Here is a 17420-nt window from a genome sequence, read left to right as displayed (position 1 = left end):
CTCTACGTCAGGGTGCTCATTTTTACTCTCTATATTTTCTGGCTATCTTTAGACGATTCAAAGCTCTTGCCAAAGCTACCTGTGAGCGTATATACTCTTCTCTGCTCCTCTTCTGTCTCAACCTCTCCAGCGCTCTTTCTCTGGCAGCTTCTGCCCTCTTTATATCAATCTCCTCAGGCCATTCCACCGCATCAGAAAGGATGAGAGTGCTTTCAGGCTTTACTTCCATAAATCCACCTGATATGAAGGCTTCACGCCACTGTCCTCCAGTCAATATCCTCAAAGAGCCTATGCCAATAGGGGCAACCATAGGCATGTGGCCACGCAGTATCCCTAAATCGCCGTCAACACTTCTAACTATTACCATCTCCACATCGCCTTCAAAAAATCTCTTTTCAGGTGTCAATACCTCTAACCTGAATGTTCCCATAAAATCACCCCTACTTCATGCTTTCTGCCTTCTTAAGCACCTCATCTATAGTGCCCACCATGTAAAAAGCAGCCTCAGGAATATCATCCATTTCTCCCTGTACAATCCTCTTAAATCCTTCGACAGTATCCTTCACCGGTACATACCTCCCCGGCATACCTGTAAATGCCTCTGCCACAAAGAATGGTTGCGATAAGAATCTCTGTATTTTTCTCGCTCTGTTTACTATCAATTTATCTTCTTCTGTCAACTCATCCATACCCAATATAGCGATGATATCCTGTAGCTCTTTATATCTCTGCAATATTTGCTGAACACTTCTGGCAACGGTGTAATGTTCCTGTCCTACTACCTCAGGTTCCAGTATTCGTGACACTGAATCCAGGGGGTCCACTGCCGGATATATACCCATTTCCGCTATCTGCCTGGACAAAACTGTAGTGGCATCGAGATGGGTAAACGTGGTGGCTGGCGCCGGATCTGTGAGGTCGTCAGCAGGAACATAAACCGCCTGAACTGACGTAATAGATCCTTCTGTGGTAGATGTTATCCTCTCTTCCAGAGCGCCCAACTCATTCGCCAATGTAGGCTGATAGCCAACAGCAGAAGGCATCCTGCCTAAAAGCGCTGATACCTCAGATCCTGCCTGTACAAACCTGAAGATATTGTCTATAAACAACAACACATCTTGCTTTTCTACATCCCTAAAATATTCAGCCATGGTTAATCCTGTAAGAGCTACTCTCATTCTTGCACCAGGAGGCTCGTTCATCTGACCGAAAACAAACGCGGTTTTATCTATAACTCCAGACTGTTTCATCTCATACCAGAGATCATTGCCTTCACGAGACCTCTCGCCGACACCGGTAAAAACTGAATAACCGCCATGCTCCATAGCCACGTTTCTTATGAGCTCCATTATGAGAACGGTCTTGCCTACACCAGCGCCACCAAAAAGACCTATCTTTCCACCTTTCGCATAAGGCGCCAGCAAATCAATAACCTTTATGCCCGTTTCTAACATCTCAGCGACAGGGCGTTGCCTATTGTACTCGGGTGCATTCCTGTGAATAGGCCAATAATCTGATGCCTTTACTTCACCCAGGTTGTCTATGGGAGTCCCGGTCACATTAAACATCCTGCCAAGTACACCCTTGCCCACAGGCACTTTTATAGGAGCTCCTGTATTTTCAGCCTCCATACCTCTCCTTAGACCATCTGTGGGTGCCAGAGCTACACACCTTACCACATCGTCTCCTATATGCTGCGACACTTCTGCCATGATATCCTTGTCTCCCAGCTTAATTTTTATAGCGTTATTTATATCGGGAAGATTATTCCTATCAAATTTGACATCGATAACAGGTCCTATTATCTGTACGATCTTACCAATATTATTCATGCCTTCACCTCCTTTACAAACTGTTAGCAGCGACTACAATTTCCTGAATTTCCTGGGTAATCTGAGCTTGTCTAGCCCTATTGTACATCAGGGTTAATTTTTTAATCATCTCGTCGGCATTTTTTGTAGCTGAATCCATGGCCGTCATCCTGGCACCCTGTTCACTGGCAAAGGACTCTACCATAGCACCATATATTAAGCCCTTTATATACTCCGGTACCATTTCATTGAAAACTTCCTCTGGCGATGGATGATACATAAATTGGTAGTGATCCGTTTTGTTGATTTTTTCATCTAAATCAAAATTTTTTAGCTCTAAGGGGAGAAGCCTCATCACCGTGGGCTTTTGCGATAGCGCTGATATGATTTGAGTATACACTATATATATTTCATCCAAAAAATCTCTATTATAAAGTTTCAATACAATATCAGCTATATCCCTAGCGGTGTAAATCGTAGGATTCTGGGCCGTATACATAAATTCTACATCAATATTATAATTCTTCTTTGCAAAATAGTCCCTTCCCACATTGCCGATAACCATCAAGTAATTGTTGCTCGTCTTTTTTATATTTTCCTCAGCTAATTTTATCACATTGTGATTATAGCTGCCGCATAAACCTTTATCGCCTGATATGACGATATAACCTACTCGTCTCTCGCCTTTGGACTCTTTGTCGCCAAGGTACGGATGTGGGAACTTCTCGCTGTGCGCCAAAATGTCAGCAATAGTATCCTGTATCTTTCTAAAATACGGCATTGTTGTCGCCAGCTTTATCTGCGCCCTTTTGTACTGTGAAGCAGCAATCAGGTGCATGGCACTGGTGATCTGCCTTGTTTTTTTTACGCTTTTTATCCTTGACATAATCTCTCTACGGCTCTGCACCCTACTTCACCTCGGAAAAATTGGCTTCTTTATACTTCTGTATGGCTTCTTTCATCCTATTTGCCAGTTCTTCGCTTATATCTTTTTTCTCTTTTATTTCCCTTAAAATATCAGGATAATTATCTTTCACATATTCAATAAGACCCTGATGGAACTTTCTAACATCACTGATAGGTATATCTACAAGGAATTTGTTGATGACAGCAAAAATCATCAAAACCTGATACTCCAGCGGCAACGGCTTATATTGTTCCTGTTTTATGGATTCAACGATTCTCTGACCTTGCTCCAACAACTCCCGCGTACTCTTGTCGAGGTCTGACCCGAACTGAGCAAAAACTTCCAGCTCCCTGTACTGAGCCAAATCCAACCTTAACCTTGATGCCACCTTTTTCATGGCCTTTGTCTGCGCTGCACCGCCCACACGGGATACTGAAAGTCCCACATTGATTGCAGGCCTCACCCCTGAGAAAAACAATTCACTCTCTAAGAATATCTGACCATCAGTGATAGATATGACGTTTGTCGGAATATAAGCGGATATATCACCTGCCTGGGTTTCAATAATAGGCAATGCAGTAATAGATCCTCCACCCAAATCGTCACTTAATTTTGCCGCTCTCTCCAAAAGTCTTGAGTGCAGATAAAACACATCACCAGGATAAGCTTCCCTTCCAGGTGGCCTCCTCAACAGCAAGGAAAGGGTTCGATAAGCCACTGCATGTTTTGACAGATCATCGTATACAATGAGCACATCTCTTCCTTTATACATAAAATACTCAGCCATAGAGCACGCTGCATACGGCGCTATATACTGCAAAGCTGCCGATTCACTGGCCGTTGCTGAAACCACAATAGAATAATCCATCGCCCCATGCATCGTCAAAGTATGAACAACTCTCGCAACTGTTGAAGCTTTTTGTCCTATAGCTACATATATGCATATGACATCCTGATCCTTCTGGTTTAATATGGTGTCAATAGCAATAGCCGTTTTACCCGTCTGTCTGTCACCTATTATCAATTCTCTCTGGCCTCTACCTATAGGTATCATGCTATCTATAGCCAATATCCCGGTTTGAAGCGGAGTGTCTACAGATTTTCTATCAAGAATAGCAGGTGCAGGGTTTTCTATAGGCCGTCTCTCACTTGCGTTTATATCGCCTTTATTGTCTAAAGGCTGACCCAAAGCATTCACCACGCGCCCTATCAGTTGTTCTCCCACGGGAACGTCAATAACCCTATTGGTCCTCTTGACGATCGTTCCCTCTTTTATCCCTTCAGAAGAACCCAGTATAACACATCCTACATTGTCTTCTTCCAGGTTTAAAGCCATGCCGTATTCTCCATTTTCAAATTCTAAAAGCTCGCCAGCCATGCAATTATTTAAGCCGTATACCCTTGCAATACCATCTCCGCTTTCAATGACATAGCCTATTTCCTGTAGCTTTTCATGAAATTCCAGATTTTCTATTTCTTGTTTTAAGATGCTGCTTATCTCTCCTGGCTTTAATTGCATAATATCACCTACTTACATCTACATTTTGAAGTGATTTCTTTACCTCTCTCAATCTGTTTACAACAGAAAGATCCAGAATCCTATTGTCCAACTTTAATTGAAATCCGCCAAGGATACGGGGATCTACTTCATTTTCTATCTTTACAATATAATCTTTTTTTACATTTAGCTTCTTATGAATTTTTTCCAACACTTCAGCATTCAGTGGCCTCGCTGAAACCACTTTCACAACTTTTACATTGTGCATATCCATATACATGCGATTTGCATATTCATAAACATCTTTTAGCTCATCGATGTGGTTGTTTTTAATCAACAACAACACCAGGTTTACGACCCTCGCGTCATAGCCTGAAAGAGCTTTTACGATGGCAGTCTGTTTTTTTTCGTATCCGATAACAGGATTTTTTAAAGCTTCTATATAATTGCTTAACATGCTGCATACTTCGCCTAGTTGAGCAAGGCATAGCTTTATATCAGTGTCCTCGCAGGCATTATAAAATGCCGTACCATATCTTTTTGCTATTATCTCGGCCATAGCTCCAGACCTTCCTCATGGAGTAATTTATCGATGTACACTTCATCTTTAACAAAATCCAGCTGTTGATTTATAACCTTTGTAGCAATCTTTATGCTTATGTCAACTATCTCGTCTTTCATCTCATCCAAAGCCTTCTGTCTGTCGCGCTCTATCTGCTCCCTGGCCTGAGATATAATAAGCTCAGCCTGCTTTTTAGCTTCATTTACGATCTCTTCATGGGTTTTCATGGCCTGCTGCCTTGCCTGTTCTATTAATTCCCTGGATTTTTCTCTGATGTCTGCCAATTCTTTTTCATAGCTTCGCTTGATTTCATCGGCTTCAGATAACTTCTCTTGTGCCTCTCTCAATGATTCTTCAATTTTCGCTGTGCGTTTATCCATAAAATTGGTCACAGGTTTAAAAAGGTACTTTCTAAAGACCAAATAAAGGATTATAAGGTTTGCAATCTCAAAATAAAAGGTCCAGCTGGTAAAGTCAATCAAATTACCGCCTTCTTTCCCGAATTAAATATAAATGTTAAATATCATTTCACCACAAACATTATAAGTATAGCAACCAAAAGACCATATATGGCTGTTGCCTCGGATAACGCCACACCCAGCAGGAATATCTGGTTTATTTTGCCCGATGCTTCTGGCTGACGTGCTACAGCCTCAGTAGCTTTAGCAGTAGCTATTCCAATACCTACACCGGCGCCGAGGCCTGTCAAAGCTGCTATTGCTGCTCCAATTGCTACCAATGACATAATCTCACCTCCTCCCTAGATCTCGTGTTCATTAACAGCTTCAGAGACATACAACATGCTCAGAAATACAAAAATAAGCATCTGAATAAAACCGTCAAAGAAATCGAAATAAAGGCTTAACGCTGCAGGTATTACAATAGGTATAACCCTGTATATCAGTTCCATAATTATAACGCCTGCCAGTATATTCCCATAAAGTCGAACCGTAAGAGATAGAGGCCTTGTAAAAAGGTCTAAAATGCCTAAGAGAGGAATAGGTTTCACAAAAGACACCAGCCAATTTTTAAAGCCCTTGTATTTTATATAAGCTCCTATATAAATAGCCATAGTCATAACTGCTAAGGCCGCCGTTAAGCTTATGTCTCTTGTGGGCGGCTTAAAACCTATAACTCCTATGATGTTAGCAAAAACAAGGAATATCGCCACAGTACCAAAATAAGGGGCAAATGACCGCCATTTTTCTCCGATTAGTTGTCTGGTTAAATTGTTTATGGACTCTACTATAATTTCAAGCACATTTTGAGCGCCACGAGGAACCTCTTCAAATCTTCTCGTCAGCAGGATCATCAACACGATCAATATAGCCATTATAATCCACGTGACGACCACAGTATCAGTGACGGGAATCCCTTTAAACAGAGGAATAGTGAAAACCACTTTAGGCCCTACATCCAAGCTCCCACCTCCCTTGCCAAAATTACAAAATTATCCACTTGATTTTTGAATAAAACTAACAAAATTCATTATACTCCTTTTTATGTATCAATTCAAATACAAAAAAAATTAAAAGTTGAAATAATATCAAGGGATATCGTTTTTTTCTCCTTATAACGCTTATTTTCTCTTTGATTCACTTATTTTCTCTTTAATTCGCTTATTTTCTTAAAATCATACTTTTAAACCTTTTATACGGGCAACGACCTGTGTGCAAGTCCTATAGCCACTTCGTTGAGATTCAAAAGGCCTATTTCAAAGAAAATAGCTACGCTCAGATGCTCACCCCATCTGGCAATGCCGATCTTACCTCCCACATTTAATCCAAAAGCCTTTGGGGCAATCTGTGATAATGCTTCTCTCGTCACTCCTACAATAGCCCCTTCTCCTACATGGGTGTCTTCCACAACACCTTCTCTACGGGCTGCCACAGCTGCCCTCTCCAATATTTTTTTTATAGATCCATTAAAATCCCCACCAAAGTCTACTGCTACAGCTTTTATTCCTCTTTCTTTGTACCTTTGCTTTAGTAACTCTTCTTCTTCACGACTCGATATAGCCATCTTTATGGCTACTTTAGCCACGTCAATGCTTTTCATCTGGCACCATCCCTCAATTATTTATTTTGCTGGTGACATCAACTATTATACTATTAATTTACATGGCCTTTTCTCTCATATAATAAAAAAGATACTGCTGAGCATAACCTGCATAGTCTCCAAATTTTTCTTTAACAAAACGCCTTATGTCATCGATATTATTCTTACTGAAGCCATAGAGATCTGTAAGCACTCTTTTTATCCATACATCTACAGGAAAGGCCTGTGTCTTGCCATATGCAAAAAGTAATATGCAGTCAGCAACTTTATCGCCAACGCCAGGAATCTCTTTTAATTTTAGCCTTGCTTCATTTATGCTCATTTCATAAACCGAATTTAAATCAAATCCATTTTGAACCATCCTGGCAGCTTCTATAATGTACTTTGCCCTAAAACCACACTTGGTTTCTCTTAAAACCTTCTCGCTAAGATTTGCAATACGATCGGGTCCCGGGAATGTATAATAGGTACTCCCCATATAATCAACGGGATTTCCATAAAGCCTGCAGATATTCTCAATAACTCGTTTTATTTGAGGTATCCTGTTATTCGCCGAAATTATAAATGAAACAAGGCATTCCCACGGATCCTGCCTTAATATCCTCAGTCCCTTGCCCATCTCAATGGCTCTATCCAACACCCTATCGCCCTTTAGCGCTTTTGCAACAGCATCATAATCATTTCCCATATCAAAATAATTGTACCAAATAGCCTCAAAATCGTGCTTTGACGTCTCTTTTAAATACAATACTCTGTCGCCGATTTTAGATATATTCAAAACCTTTTCAAAAGCAACTCCCGTATAACTCCCGTCAGGTTCAGCATTCCATCGAAAGCATTGACCACACTCAAATGTATTTTTAAGATCCATGTCAATATCGTATACAATAATTCCTCCGTGTACTTCTTCTACCTTCAAATTCATCCCTCAATCAATATAATATTTGCTATAATATTTTAGCGCTCTAAAACTCACATGTCAAATGCGCCAATATAGCTTCGTTTAATGAATAGCATTAAAATCGATATAAAACCCATTATAGCCCTGGCAGGGTTTGTGGTAAAATTAATCATGAGGTGATTTACATGGCAACAGTTATATTAAACAGGAAAACTCCCGACAGGACAGTGCTTGGACATCCCTGGATATACCGCACAGAAATAGATCGCATTGAAGGTGAATACAAACCCGGCGATATAGTGGACGTCATCGATAAAAACAAACGGTTTATTGGGAAAGGTTATATAAATCTGAAATCCATGATCAGTATAAGGCTGCTCACGAGAAAAGATGAAAAGATCGATGAAGAGTTCTTCAGAAAGAGAATCTCCGATGCATGGGAATACAGAAAAAAAGTCATGGACGATTTGAACTCCTGCAGGATCATATACGGCGAATCCGATTTTTTGCCCGCCCTTGTTGTAGATAAATTCGGAGATTATCTGGTGGCTCAGTTTTTGTCTTTGGGCATGGATATTAGAAAAGATATGATAGTAACTCTTCTTGAAGAAATTATAAAACCCAAAGGCATATTCGAAAGGGATGACGTCCCTGTAAGAGAAATAGAAGGCCTGGAGCAAAAAAAAGGATACCTCAGAGGTTTTTTTGAGCCTATACAGGTATTTACTGAAAACAACCTCAGGTTTTATGTGGACATACAAAACGGTCAAAAGACGGGGTATTTTCTGGATCAAAAAGAAAACAGGGTTTCTATTGCAAAATATGTAAAAGGCGCCCGCGTTTTAGATTGCTTTTGCCATACCGGTTCCTTCGCCGTACACGCAGCCCACTACGGCGCGAAAGAAATAACCGCTGTAGATATATCCGATGATGCACTGGCTATGGCAGAAAAAAATGCCCGTTTAAACTCTCTAGAAGACAGAATATCCTTCGTGTGCGCCAATGTCTTTGATTTGCTACGCCAGTACGTAAGCCAAGGCAAGTCTTATGACGTGGTAATACTGGATCCGCCTGCATTTACCAAAAGCAAAAATACCGTAGATTCCGCCATAAAAGGGTACAAGGAGATAAACCTAAGGGCTTTAAAACTCATAAATCCCGGCGGTTTTCTGATAACAGCATCCTGTTCTCAACATATATCTCCAGAACTCTTTAGAAATGTGATACTGGATGCTGCCGTAGATGCAAAAAGATGCATAAGGCTGGTAGAGGAGAGGTCCCAGGCAAAGGACCATCCTATATTGCCAGGTGTGCCTGAGACCAGATACTTAAAATTCCTGATCTTTCAGGTATTGTAGTCAGCCTTATTTCATTATTTTTCATGCGTCACCTGATGCAGCTCATTGAAAAGCCAGTCATAGGAAATCCTGCCGCTGATCTGGTGCTCTCCTTCAAAGCGATCTCTCGCCAGATTTTGAGGAACACCCAGGAGCTCATAGGCCTTTTTTACTCTCTCATAAGCGTAGTCGACGGCTTTTATTGGAAAGATAGGATCATCGGTACCACTTTCTATAAGCATAGGCCTTGGCGCTACAAGACAGGCGATATCATACATTTCACCGTATTTAAGTATGCCAGGTATATAGTTGTCCTCACAGTGATAAATAGACATAACCGAATCCTTAAAAGTGCATAAGTATCCGCTCACCACTACCGCTTTAATCCTATCCTCAACAGCTGTAGTAAAAAGGGCCATCATGCCTCCTCCTGATATACCCATACAGCCGATCCTGTAAGGATCAACCTCAGGCCTCTCCTGAAGGTAATCCAATGCCCTTATAGTGTCCCATACCCTCATGCCAATGAGGGTTTTACCCATCATCATAGCGTAAAAAGACGCTTTTCTACACGACGTAGCATGAGGTCCTTTGGCTATGTCTTCTTCTTCTCGCCTTTCCCCAAAACCCATGGGCTCTGGCGCTATAACTACCATCCCTCTTCTCACCAGCTCCAGGGCAAAATCCTTATGATAACCTGCAGGAAGGGGACGCGGCATATCTCTATCGGTTCCATCCTCGTTAATACCCACGATATCCTTATTGCCATAACCATGGCCGCACAGGGCTAAAACAGCAGGAACTCTATCTTCTATACCATCAGGAATCAATACATAGGCCGATGCCATAACATAAGGCGCCGTATGGTACAACACCTTCTCTCTGGTATAGCCATTGAAATGCACCTTTTCTACTACTTCAGGGTTAAGATCAACCTTCTCTGGAAAACCACCTAAAAGCTCTATAAGCTTGGTCCTGAAACCGCTTTTCCAGCCTTCAAATTCCCCCGGATGGTTTAAATTAAATTCGTAAAGCGGCTTCAGCTCATCATAAGCTTTCTCCATGGCATACAATGGCCTCATTTCATCTCTCATTTTCCTCTCCCCTTTTATATTTAATTTTTAACTGCCGACTTTAACTTAAAAATCTCTTCTTCTGTCAGTTCTCTAAAGTGCCCTGGCTTTAAGTTTTCATCCAGCAGCAGAGGTCCCATCGATACCCTCTTGAGGTATTCAACTTTTTTACTTAGCGCCAAAAACATTCTCTTGACCTGATGGAATTTGCCTTCAACGATAGTAACGTATGCTTCAGATATGTCCCCTCTTTTCAATATCTCCAGTTCTGCTGGCAAAGTAACATATCCGTCATCCAATTTAATACCCTTTCTGAATTTTTCCACTTCGTTGTCTCCCAATCCGCCAGCAACCCGCACATAATACTTTTTCTCTACTTTTTTATTAGGTGATAGCAACCTGTGTGCGAGGTCCCCATCATTGGTCAAAAGAAGCAATCCCTCTGAATCTTTGTCAAGCCTGCCCACCGGGAAAACTTTAAAGTGTCTGTATTCCTCAGGCAATAAGTCAAGAACCGTTCTTTCCCTATCGTCTTCCGTCGCCGTTATGTAGCCCATTTTCTTATTGTGCATTAAATATATATATTTTCGATACACAAGCTTAATTCCATTTACATAGATCGCGTCAACAGACGGATCCACATGCACTCCTGGATCATCGACAACAGTATCATTTACCATCACATTACCTTGTTTTATTAACGCCTTTACTTCTTTTCGCGTTCCAATACCGCTGTTGGATAAAATCTTATCAAGCCTTTCCATACCATCACCACATTTTTTAATATTATTATACCAATTACTTGTGAGCATTTTAATATTTTTTTTGATTCTGTCAATATTAATTAATGGAGGTGTGATAATGAGGCTGACAGCAGTGTTGTCAAGACAGGAACAGGTGGGTGCTTTAATAGACAATCTAAAAAATATAGGTTATGACAGGCGTGATCTTATCATCACTGATATGAATAATGAAGGCGATTATCGAGAGCCCAATGACAGAGGTAGTATCGTAGATCTTCAAACTGAAAGAGAAGGTTTTGGGGAAAAAGAACCATATAATGAAACGTTTGATTTAAAAGATATCAACGGTGGAATACTCGTATCCCTTGAGACATCAACAAAAGAAGTTTCAAAGGTAATGGAGATAATGGAACAATCAGGAGCCACAAAAATCATAAGAGGCTAAAGGATTGCTTTACAGCAATCCCATAACCTCGCTGTTAAAAACTTGCCACTAAAATATTACAGTATTATTGACCCTTTTAAGACATTCTGTTATAATATATTTAGAATATTGTCTAACTATCTAAAAGTAGAGGTGATGTGAGATGGGATGAGTCTGGTATTTAAGGCTATAACAGACGAAACCAGAAGAAAAATACTGCAAATGCTTAAAAATGGTGATATGACCGCCGGAGAAATCGCAGAGCGCTTTGATATAACAAAGCCCAGTATTTCCCATCATCTAAATGTATTAAAACAGGCAGGTTTGGTGATAGACGAAAGAAAAGGTCAAAACATATATTACTCTCTGAATACCTCAGTATTAGAGGATATCTTAAAATGGGCTATGGATATGCTCAATATAAAAGGTGAGGAGGATCAAAAATGAGTGAAACGAAATATGACGTGGGCTCTGAAATCAAAAAAGATTGGTGGTTAATTGCAATCATAATAATTATGTGGATCATTACCTTTACAATCTATGGTAAATTACCTGAAAAAATACCTACTCATTGGAATGCCGTCGGTCAAATAGATGGATACGGAGCTAAAAGCACTGTATTTATCTTTCCCGCGATAATCACCCTGATATATGCAGGCATGCTTTTTACTCCATTAGTCGACCCGAGAAAAGCCAATTATGCAAAATTTGCTGGCGCCTATAGAATCATTCGAGGACTTCTGGTACTTGTTTTCGTCGCCCTATATTCGGCGTCCACAGGCGCTGCGCTGAGCTATAACATCAAAATAGATAGGGTTATACCTTTGATATTATCCATAATGATCATCGTCATGGGAAACTATATGGGCAAGCTTCGCCACAATTATTTTGTCGGCATAAAGACTCCGTGGACATTAGCAGATGAGGATGTCTGGAATAAAACCCATAGGCTTGGCGGACAGTTATGGGTATTAGCGGGAATAACAGGACTTATAGGATCCTTTATCGGTGGCACGTGGGCTTTTATATTGTTTATAATACCATTAATAGCAACGTCTATTGCAGCCACAGTATATTCATATTTTATATACAAAAATAAATTCAAAGACTAATATCTTAACCGAAAAATACTCCATAAAAAACCGTAAAATCATAGAAGGCTTACCCTCCCAGGTAAGCCTTCTGTACTTGTGGGTTGTCTGCCAGTTCTTTTGCTGGACCTTCCAATGTTATCCGACCTGTTTCTAAAACATAACCCCTATGAGCTATGGATAATGCCATCCTGGCATTTTGCTCTACCAGCAATATAGTGGTCCCGCTCTGATTTATTTCCTTTATTATATTAAATATATCCTTTACAATAATCGGCGCAAGACCCATAGAAGGTTCATCCATTAACAGCAACCTGGGTCTTGACATCAATGCCCTGCCTATTGCCAGCATCTGCTGCTCGCCGCCGCTCAAAGTACCTGCCAGTTGTCCTTTCCTTTCTAAAAGGCGCGGAAAACGCCTATAGACATCTTCCAGGTCTTTTTTTATACCTTCTTTATCAGACCTCAAATAAGCTCCCAGCTCCAGATTTTCCAAAACCGTCATATTCGGAAATATACGCCGTCCTTCAGGTACCTGGCAGATACCCAGTTTTACTATATCAGGAGGAGACATCCTTGTAATGTCCTTTCCATTGAAGATTATACTCCCATTTTGCACCCTGTTTAGCCCGGATATAGTATTGAGGGTAGTAGATTTACCTGCACCATTGGCACCGATAAGGGTCACTATTTCTCCTTCCTCAACTTTCAGTGAAATACCCTGCAAAGCGTGGATAGCACCATAATAAACATGCAGATCTTTTAATTCAAGCATCATATGTTTATACCTCCCCTAAGTAGGCCTTTATAACCCTGGGATCGTTCTTTATCTGTTCGGGGCTACCTTCTGCAATGAGGCTTCCATAATCTAAAACATATATTCGTTCACAGATTCCCATGACCACAGACATATCGTGCTCTATGAGAAGAATTGTGAGATTAAATTCTTTGCGCATCCACTTAATGAGTTCCATAAGTTCCGCCGATTCCTGCGGATTCATTCCTGCTGCAGGTTCATCTAGCAACAAGAGCCTGGGTTTTAATGCTAATGCACGAGCTATTTCCAACCGGCGTTGCTCACCGTATGGAAGGTTTTTAGCGAGGGTATCTCTTTTCCTGTCTAAATTAAAAATTTTAAGCAAATCCAGGGCTTCTTTCTTTAATTGTGCTTCTTTCTTATTAAAAGAAGGTAGGTGAAGAATGGCTTCCCACATGCTATAATTCACATGGGTGTGAAAGGCTAAAAGCACGTTATCCAACACAGTCATATTTTTAAAAAGCCTTATATTCTGAAACGTCCTCGCTATCCCCATACGGGCAATCTCATGAGGTGATGCTTTAGCCAGGTTTATTTCCACTTCGCCGTGTAATGTCAGCGAGCCATTAGTAGGAATGTAAACACCTGTTATCAAGTTAAAAAGGGTGGTCTTTCCCGCCCCGTTAGGCCCGATGAGACCCACGATTTCGCCCTGATGAACCTCTATGTTTACATTGGAAATGGCACTTAACCCACCAAAGGTTTTGGTTAAATCACTGAGTGTTAATAGTGGCGGCATTCCTATCACCTCTTCTTAATACTTTCCACGATAATTCTTTGTTGCCCATGAGGCCCTGAGGCCTGTACAGCATGATAATCAACAACAACAGGCCGTAGAGTATCATACGTATTTCCGGGAAATTCTGAAGATACATAGACAAAAGAGTAAGAACTGCTGCTCCCAGGATAGATCCTGTTATACTGCCCATCCCGCCAAAAACCACCATCACAAGAATATCTATGGACTTCATAAAGCCAAAGGAATTGGGTTTCAACATGTAGAAATAATTGGCGTAAAGAGCTCCTGCTACACCAGCAAAAAGTGCACCCATGGTAAACGCCAATATTTTATAATAGGCGATGTTTATGCCTGCTGATTCTGCAGCAATCTCATCCTCTCTAATAGCAATACACGCCCTACCATAAGACGAATCGATAAAATTACGTATGATCACTATTGTAGCTACCGTAGTGAAGAATATCCATGTCCAATTGGTATATCTAGGTATATCAGGAAGACCACTGGCACCTCCGATGTAATCTATATTTAATGCAATAATACGTATTATCTCGCTCAATCCTAGTGTTGCAATAGCAAGATAATCGCCCCTTAGTCTGAGCGTAGGAATGCCAACAAGTATCCCTATAATGCCCGCTGAAACAGCAGCTGCAATTATACCCAGAGGGAAAGGGAGGTTAAGTTTTAGGGTAAATATTGCCGACATATAAGCGCCTATAGCCATAAAACCTGCATGTCCTAATGAAAACTGTCCTGTAAATCCTGTAATAAGGTTCAAACTAGCGGCCAATATGACATTTATGGCCAGTAAAAATAGATTTAATTGAATATACTCATTAATAATTCCTGCTGATATCAAAATTTGAACTGTAATATATACCAACACCAATACGACCACATTTAAAATTGATACTCTCATTTTTTTGCTCATATACTTACACCTTCTCCACCGTATTTTTGCCCAGGAGGCCTGAAGGCTTGATAAGCAATATGAGGATGAGTATGATAAACGCCACCGCATCTCTGAAATTAGAATTTATATAACCACTTACCAGCGTCTCTATCATGCCCAATAAAAGTCCTCCCATCATAGCACCAGGAATGCTGCCAATGCCTCCAAACACAGCTGCAATAAACGCCTTCAAACCTGGCATAATTCCCATTAGTGGATCTATGGAATTATAGTAAAGTCCAACGAGTACACCAGCCGCCCCTGCCAGAGCCGAGCCCAAAGCAAAAGTAACCGATATGGTGTTATCTACATTTATACCCATCAACTGTGCAGCATCCTTATCTATGGATACAGCCCTCATGGCTTTTCCTATTTTTGTCCGCTGAACGATGAACTGCAGAAGAACCATCAACGCGAGAGATATAACAAGTATATATATCTGCATATTACTTATGCTTATCTGACCACCCCAAAAGGTATATTCGTGATTGACCAGTACTTTAGGAAATGTTCTTGTATCAGGCCCTGCAATATACATAGTAATGTATTCTAGCAGGAGAGATACCCCTATAGCCGTAATAAGCAGTGTTATCCTCGAAGAATTCCTGAGCGGCTTATAAGCTACTTTTTCTATAACTATACCCAATACCGCCGATATGGCCATCGACAAAATAAGAGACGGAACAAACCCAAGGTGAAGAACCGTAGTTGCCACAAAGCCTACATAGGCACCCACCATATATACATCACCATGGGCAAAATTTATAAGGTTGATAATTCCATAAACCATCGTATAACCCAATGCCAGAAGTGAATATATACTACCTAAAAAAAGTCCATTTAACAACTGCTGTATGAAAACTCCCATCAATCTCTCACCTCTTACAATACACAAATTATGCCAAACAGGAGCATCACCTGTTTGGCAGTTTGTCGTTTTTTATGGGTTGATCTTTGTCACAAATACCTGTTTATCGCCTTTCCACTCAACGACGACCACTGATTTTATTGGATTATGTTTGTCATCCACCGATAATGTCCCTGTAACGCCTTTGAAATCCTTAGTCGACGCCAGAGCATCCGTTATTTTCTCTGGATCCGTAGAATTCGCCCTCTTTATGGCATCTGCCAAGAAGTACATCTCATCATAGGCCAGGGCGTGAAACGCATTAGGCTCTTTATTATATTTGGCCTTAAATGCCTTCCTGAATTCCACAACCTTCGGATCTGTGTCATCAGCAGAATAATGGTTGGTGAAATACACTTTATCAAGCGATGCACCTGCTTCCTGAGGCACTACTTCAGAGTCAAAACCATCTCCTCCCAATATCGGCGCCGTTATGCCCATATCTCTTGCCTGCTTGATGATAAGACCAACCTCGTTGTAATACCCAGGAACATATATGACATCCGCATTGTAACCTTTTATCTTGGTCAAAACACTTCGGAAATCTTTATCCTTACTTTGATAGTACTCCTCACCTAAGATCTTACCGCCATTTGATGTAAACACTTCTTTAAAACTCTTGGCAAGGCCTTTGCTATAATCTGATGTGGTCTCAATATACATAACGGCCGTCCTGGCTTTCAAGTTTTCCAGCGCGAATTTAGCCATACTACCGCCCTGGAAAGAATCGTTAAAGCATGTTCTAAAAATATATTTAGCTACCCCATTAGAAGTCAATGTTACATCATCAGCTGTGGCCGAACCGGTTATCAGCGGAATCTTATTTTGGGTAACCACAGGTCTCACCGCTTTTACGTTGCCTGACGTGGCTGGTCCAAGTATAGCTACAACTCCAGCCCCTGCTAATTTTGTTGCTACGTTAGTAGCTTCAGCGGCGTCTGATTTATTATCCTGAATATTAAGCTTTATCTGTTTGCCCAACACTCCACCAGCTTTGTTTATCTCCTCAACAGCTAATTTTATACCGTCTAATGAGGCCTGTCCGTATTGGGCAAGATCATTGGACAATTCATAATCGACGCCTACATTGATGGTATTTCCTCCCTTTGAAGATGTAGATGTACTTTTACAACCTGTCAAAGTGAAAATGATAAGCATTACAATTGCGATAACCGCAGTAAAACGTTTAAACATAATTTTCTCCTTTCTTTATGAATTTAATATATTTGTGATTTTACCGCACAAGTAAATTCCCGCATTTATGACTTTAATATATCAATGTAATAAAATACAGTCAAGTTGCATTTGTTGAATAATTTCAATAATATTTTAATCACACTTCAAAAAAATCTAGATAAATAAAACTGTAGGACTATTGCCCTACAGTTTTACCTTCAAATTTATTTTTCATGGCACGTATAATATATACCCTAGAACCTATTATTGTAACTACATTGGCAACCAATGCTATGATAAGTATCACAAATTCTCCCGACCTGACATCTACAAACAGCAGATTTATAAGGCACATAATCGTAAGAAATATAGAGAAAAACATGATCAGCTTACATAAACCGATCTTTTCGTCACTTCTCATCAT

At 40.5% G+C, this 17420-nt stretch carries 22 protein-coding genes; 4 read left to right on the top strand and 18 right to left on the bottom strand.

Annotation, left to right across the window (positions count from 1 at the left end; genetic code table 11):
* Window positions 1-22: 22 nt before the first annotated feature.
* The 10 genes from atpC to BUB87_RS05415 all read right to left on the bottom strand — a co-directional run bounded on the left by atpC (window position 23) and on the right by BUB87_RS05415 (window position 7761).
* Complete coding sequence (gene atpC / locus BUB87_RS05460) at window positions 23-430, bottom strand: ATP synthase F1 subunit epsilon (protein ID WP_073342521.1); 408 nt, start codon at window positions 428-430, stop codon at window positions 23-25.
* A 10-nt stretch (window positions 431-440) separates the two neighbouring features.
* Complete coding sequence (atpD, locus tag BUB87_RS05455; protein WP_073342519.1) at window positions 441-1832, bottom strand: F0F1 ATP synthase subunit beta; 1392 nt, start codon at window positions 1830-1832, stop codon at window positions 441-443.
* A gap of 13 nt (window positions 1833-1845) precedes the next feature.
* Window positions 1846-2718 (bottom strand): ATP synthase F1 subunit gamma, encoded by an 873-nt coding sequence (gene atpG, locus BUB87_RS05450; protein WP_234945966.1) that lies wholly within the window; start codon window positions 2716-2718, stop codon window positions 1846-1848.
* A gap of 1 nt (window position 2719) precedes the next feature.
* Window positions 2720-4237 carry a F0F1 ATP synthase subunit alpha gene (gene atpA / locus BUB87_RS05445; protein ID WP_073342516.1) on the bottom strand — a complete coding sequence of 506 codons (1518 nt, stop codon included), beginning with the start codon at window positions 4235-4237 and terminating at the stop codon, window positions 2720-2722.
* A gap of 4 nt (window positions 4238-4241) precedes the next feature.
* A complete protein-coding gene (atpH, locus tag BUB87_RS05440) occupies window positions 4242-4775 on the bottom strand; it encodes an ATP synthase F1 subunit delta (RefSeq protein WP_073342514.1) in 534 nt (177 codons plus the stop codon).
* Window positions 4763-5260, bottom strand: a complete 498-nt coding sequence (atpF, locus tag BUB87_RS05435) for a F0F1 ATP synthase subunit B (RefSeq protein ID WP_073342511.1) — start codon at window positions 5258-5260, stop codon at window positions 4763-4765. Before atpF ends, atpH begins: the two co-directional genes overlap by 13 nt.
* A 41-nt stretch (window positions 5261-5301) precedes the next feature.
* Window positions 5302-5523, bottom strand: a complete 222-nt coding sequence (gene atpE, locus BUB87_RS05430; RefSeq protein ID WP_073342508.1) for an ATP synthase F0 subunit C — start codon at window positions 5521-5523, stop codon at window positions 5302-5304.
* Window positions 5524-5538: 15 nt separating this feature from the next.
* Complete coding sequence (locus BUB87_RS05425; protein ID WP_073342506.1) at window positions 5539-6198, bottom strand: F0F1 ATP synthase subunit A; 660 nt, start codon at window positions 6196-6198, stop codon at window positions 5539-5541.
* 230 nt (window positions 6199-6428) lie between these two features.
* Entirely contained in the window at window positions 6429-6836 is a 408-nt protein-coding gene (locus tag BUB87_RS05420) for a HutP family protein (protein ID WP_073342503.1), read from the bottom strand.
* A gap of 58 nt (window positions 6837-6894) precedes the next feature.
* Window positions 6895-7761 (bottom strand): DNA-3-methyladenine glycosylase family protein, encoded by an 867-nt coding sequence (locus tag BUB87_RS05415; protein ID WP_073342501.1) that lies wholly within the window; start codon window positions 7759-7761, stop codon window positions 6895-6897.
* A gap of 161 nt (window positions 7762-7922) precedes the next feature.
* Here BUB87_RS05415 and BUB87_RS05410 point away from each other — a divergent pair, with 161 nt between their 5' ends.
* Window positions 7923-9095 (top strand): class I SAM-dependent rRNA methyltransferase, encoded by a 1173-nt coding sequence (locus tag BUB87_RS05410; protein WP_073342498.1) that lies wholly within the window; start codon window positions 7923-7925, stop codon window positions 9093-9095.
* 14 nt (window positions 9096-9109) lie between these two features.
* On the opposite strand, the gene BUB87_RS05405 is transcribed toward BUB87_RS05410, so the two are convergent.
* Complete coding sequence (locus tag BUB87_RS05405) at window positions 9110-10168, bottom strand: alpha/beta hydrolase family protein (protein ID WP_084110937.1); 1059 nt, start codon at window positions 10166-10168, stop codon at window positions 9110-9112.
* 20 nt (window positions 10169-10188) lie between these two features.
* A complete protein-coding gene (locus BUB87_RS05400; RefSeq protein ID WP_073342496.1) occupies window positions 10189-10911 on the bottom strand; it encodes a pseudouridine synthase in 723 nt (240 codons plus the stop codon).
* A 97-nt stretch (window positions 10912-11008) separates the two neighbouring features.
* Here BUB87_RS05400 and BUB87_RS05395 point away from each other — a divergent pair, with 97 nt between their 5' ends.
* The 3 genes from BUB87_RS05395 (at window position 11009) to BUB87_RS05385 (ending at window position 12426) form a co-directional block, all read left to right on the top strand.
* Complete coding sequence (locus BUB87_RS05395; protein ID WP_073342493.1) at window positions 11009-11335, top strand: hypothetical protein; 327 nt, start codon at window positions 11009-11011, stop codon at window positions 11333-11335.
* A 147-nt stretch (window positions 11336-11482) separates the two neighbouring features.
* Complete coding sequence (locus tag BUB87_RS05390) at window positions 11483-11761, top strand: autorepressor SdpR family transcription factor (protein ID WP_073342490.1); 279 nt, start codon at window positions 11483-11485, stop codon at window positions 11759-11761.
* On the top strand, window positions 11758-12426 hold the full coding sequence (locus BUB87_RS05385; RefSeq protein ID WP_073342488.1) for an SdpI family protein: 669 nt from the start codon (window positions 11758-11760) through the stop codon (window positions 12424-12426). Before BUB87_RS05390 ends, BUB87_RS05385 begins: the two co-directional genes overlap by 4 nt.
* A gap of 49 nt (window positions 12427-12475) precedes the next feature.
* Here the strand turns inward: BUB87_RS05385 and BUB87_RS05380 are convergent, their stop codons facing one another.
* The 6 genes from BUB87_RS05380 to BUB87_RS05355 all read right to left on the bottom strand — a co-directional run bounded on the left by BUB87_RS05380 (window position 12476) and on the right by BUB87_RS05355 (window position 17417).
* On the bottom strand, window positions 12476-13180 hold the full coding sequence (locus BUB87_RS05380; RefSeq protein WP_073342627.1) for an ABC transporter ATP-binding protein: 705 nt from the start codon (window positions 13178-13180) through the stop codon (window positions 12476-12478).
* A 7-nt stretch (window positions 13181-13187) separates the two neighbouring features.
* Window positions 13188-13961 carry an ABC transporter ATP-binding protein gene (locus BUB87_RS05375; protein ID WP_073342485.1) on the bottom strand — a complete coding sequence of 258 codons (774 nt, stop codon included), beginning with the start codon at window positions 13959-13961 and terminating at the stop codon, window positions 13188-13190.
* The gene (locus BUB87_RS05370; RefSeq protein WP_073342483.1) at window positions 13936-14892 is read right to left on the bottom strand and encodes a branched-chain amino acid ABC transporter permease; all 957 of its coding nucleotides are present in this window, start codon (window positions 14890-14892) and stop codon (window positions 13936-13938) included. The genes BUB87_RS05375 and BUB87_RS05370 overlap by 26 nt, the downstream gene beginning before the upstream one ends.
* Window positions 14893-14896: 4 nt before the next feature.
* A complete protein-coding gene (locus tag BUB87_RS05365) occupies window positions 14897-15781 on the bottom strand; it encodes a branched-chain amino acid ABC transporter permease (RefSeq protein ID WP_073342480.1) in 885 nt (294 codons plus the stop codon).
* Between the two features lie 72 nt (window positions 15782-15853).
* Window positions 15854-17014, bottom strand: a complete 1161-nt coding sequence (locus tag BUB87_RS05360) for an ABC transporter substrate-binding protein (protein ID WP_073342478.1) — start codon at window positions 17012-17014, stop codon at window positions 15854-15856.
* Between the two features lie 178 nt (window positions 17015-17192).
* Window positions 17193-17417, bottom strand: coding sequence for a hypothetical protein (locus tag BUB87_RS05355; RefSeq protein ID WP_073342475.1), 225 nt, complete (start codon window positions 17415-17417; stop codon window positions 17193-17195).
* Between the last annotated feature and the right edge of the window lie 3 nt (window positions 17418-17420).

The sequence above is a fragment of the Caldanaerobius fijiensis DSM 17918 genome, from assembly GCF_900129075.1.
GTDB classification, from domain to species: Bacteria; Bacillota; Thermoanaerobacteria; order Thermoanaerobacterales; family Caldanaerobiaceae; genus Caldanaerobius; species Caldanaerobius fijiensis.
The sequence above is the reverse complement of the archived record's forward strand: the minus strand, read 5'-3'. Positions and strand labels throughout refer to the sequence as shown.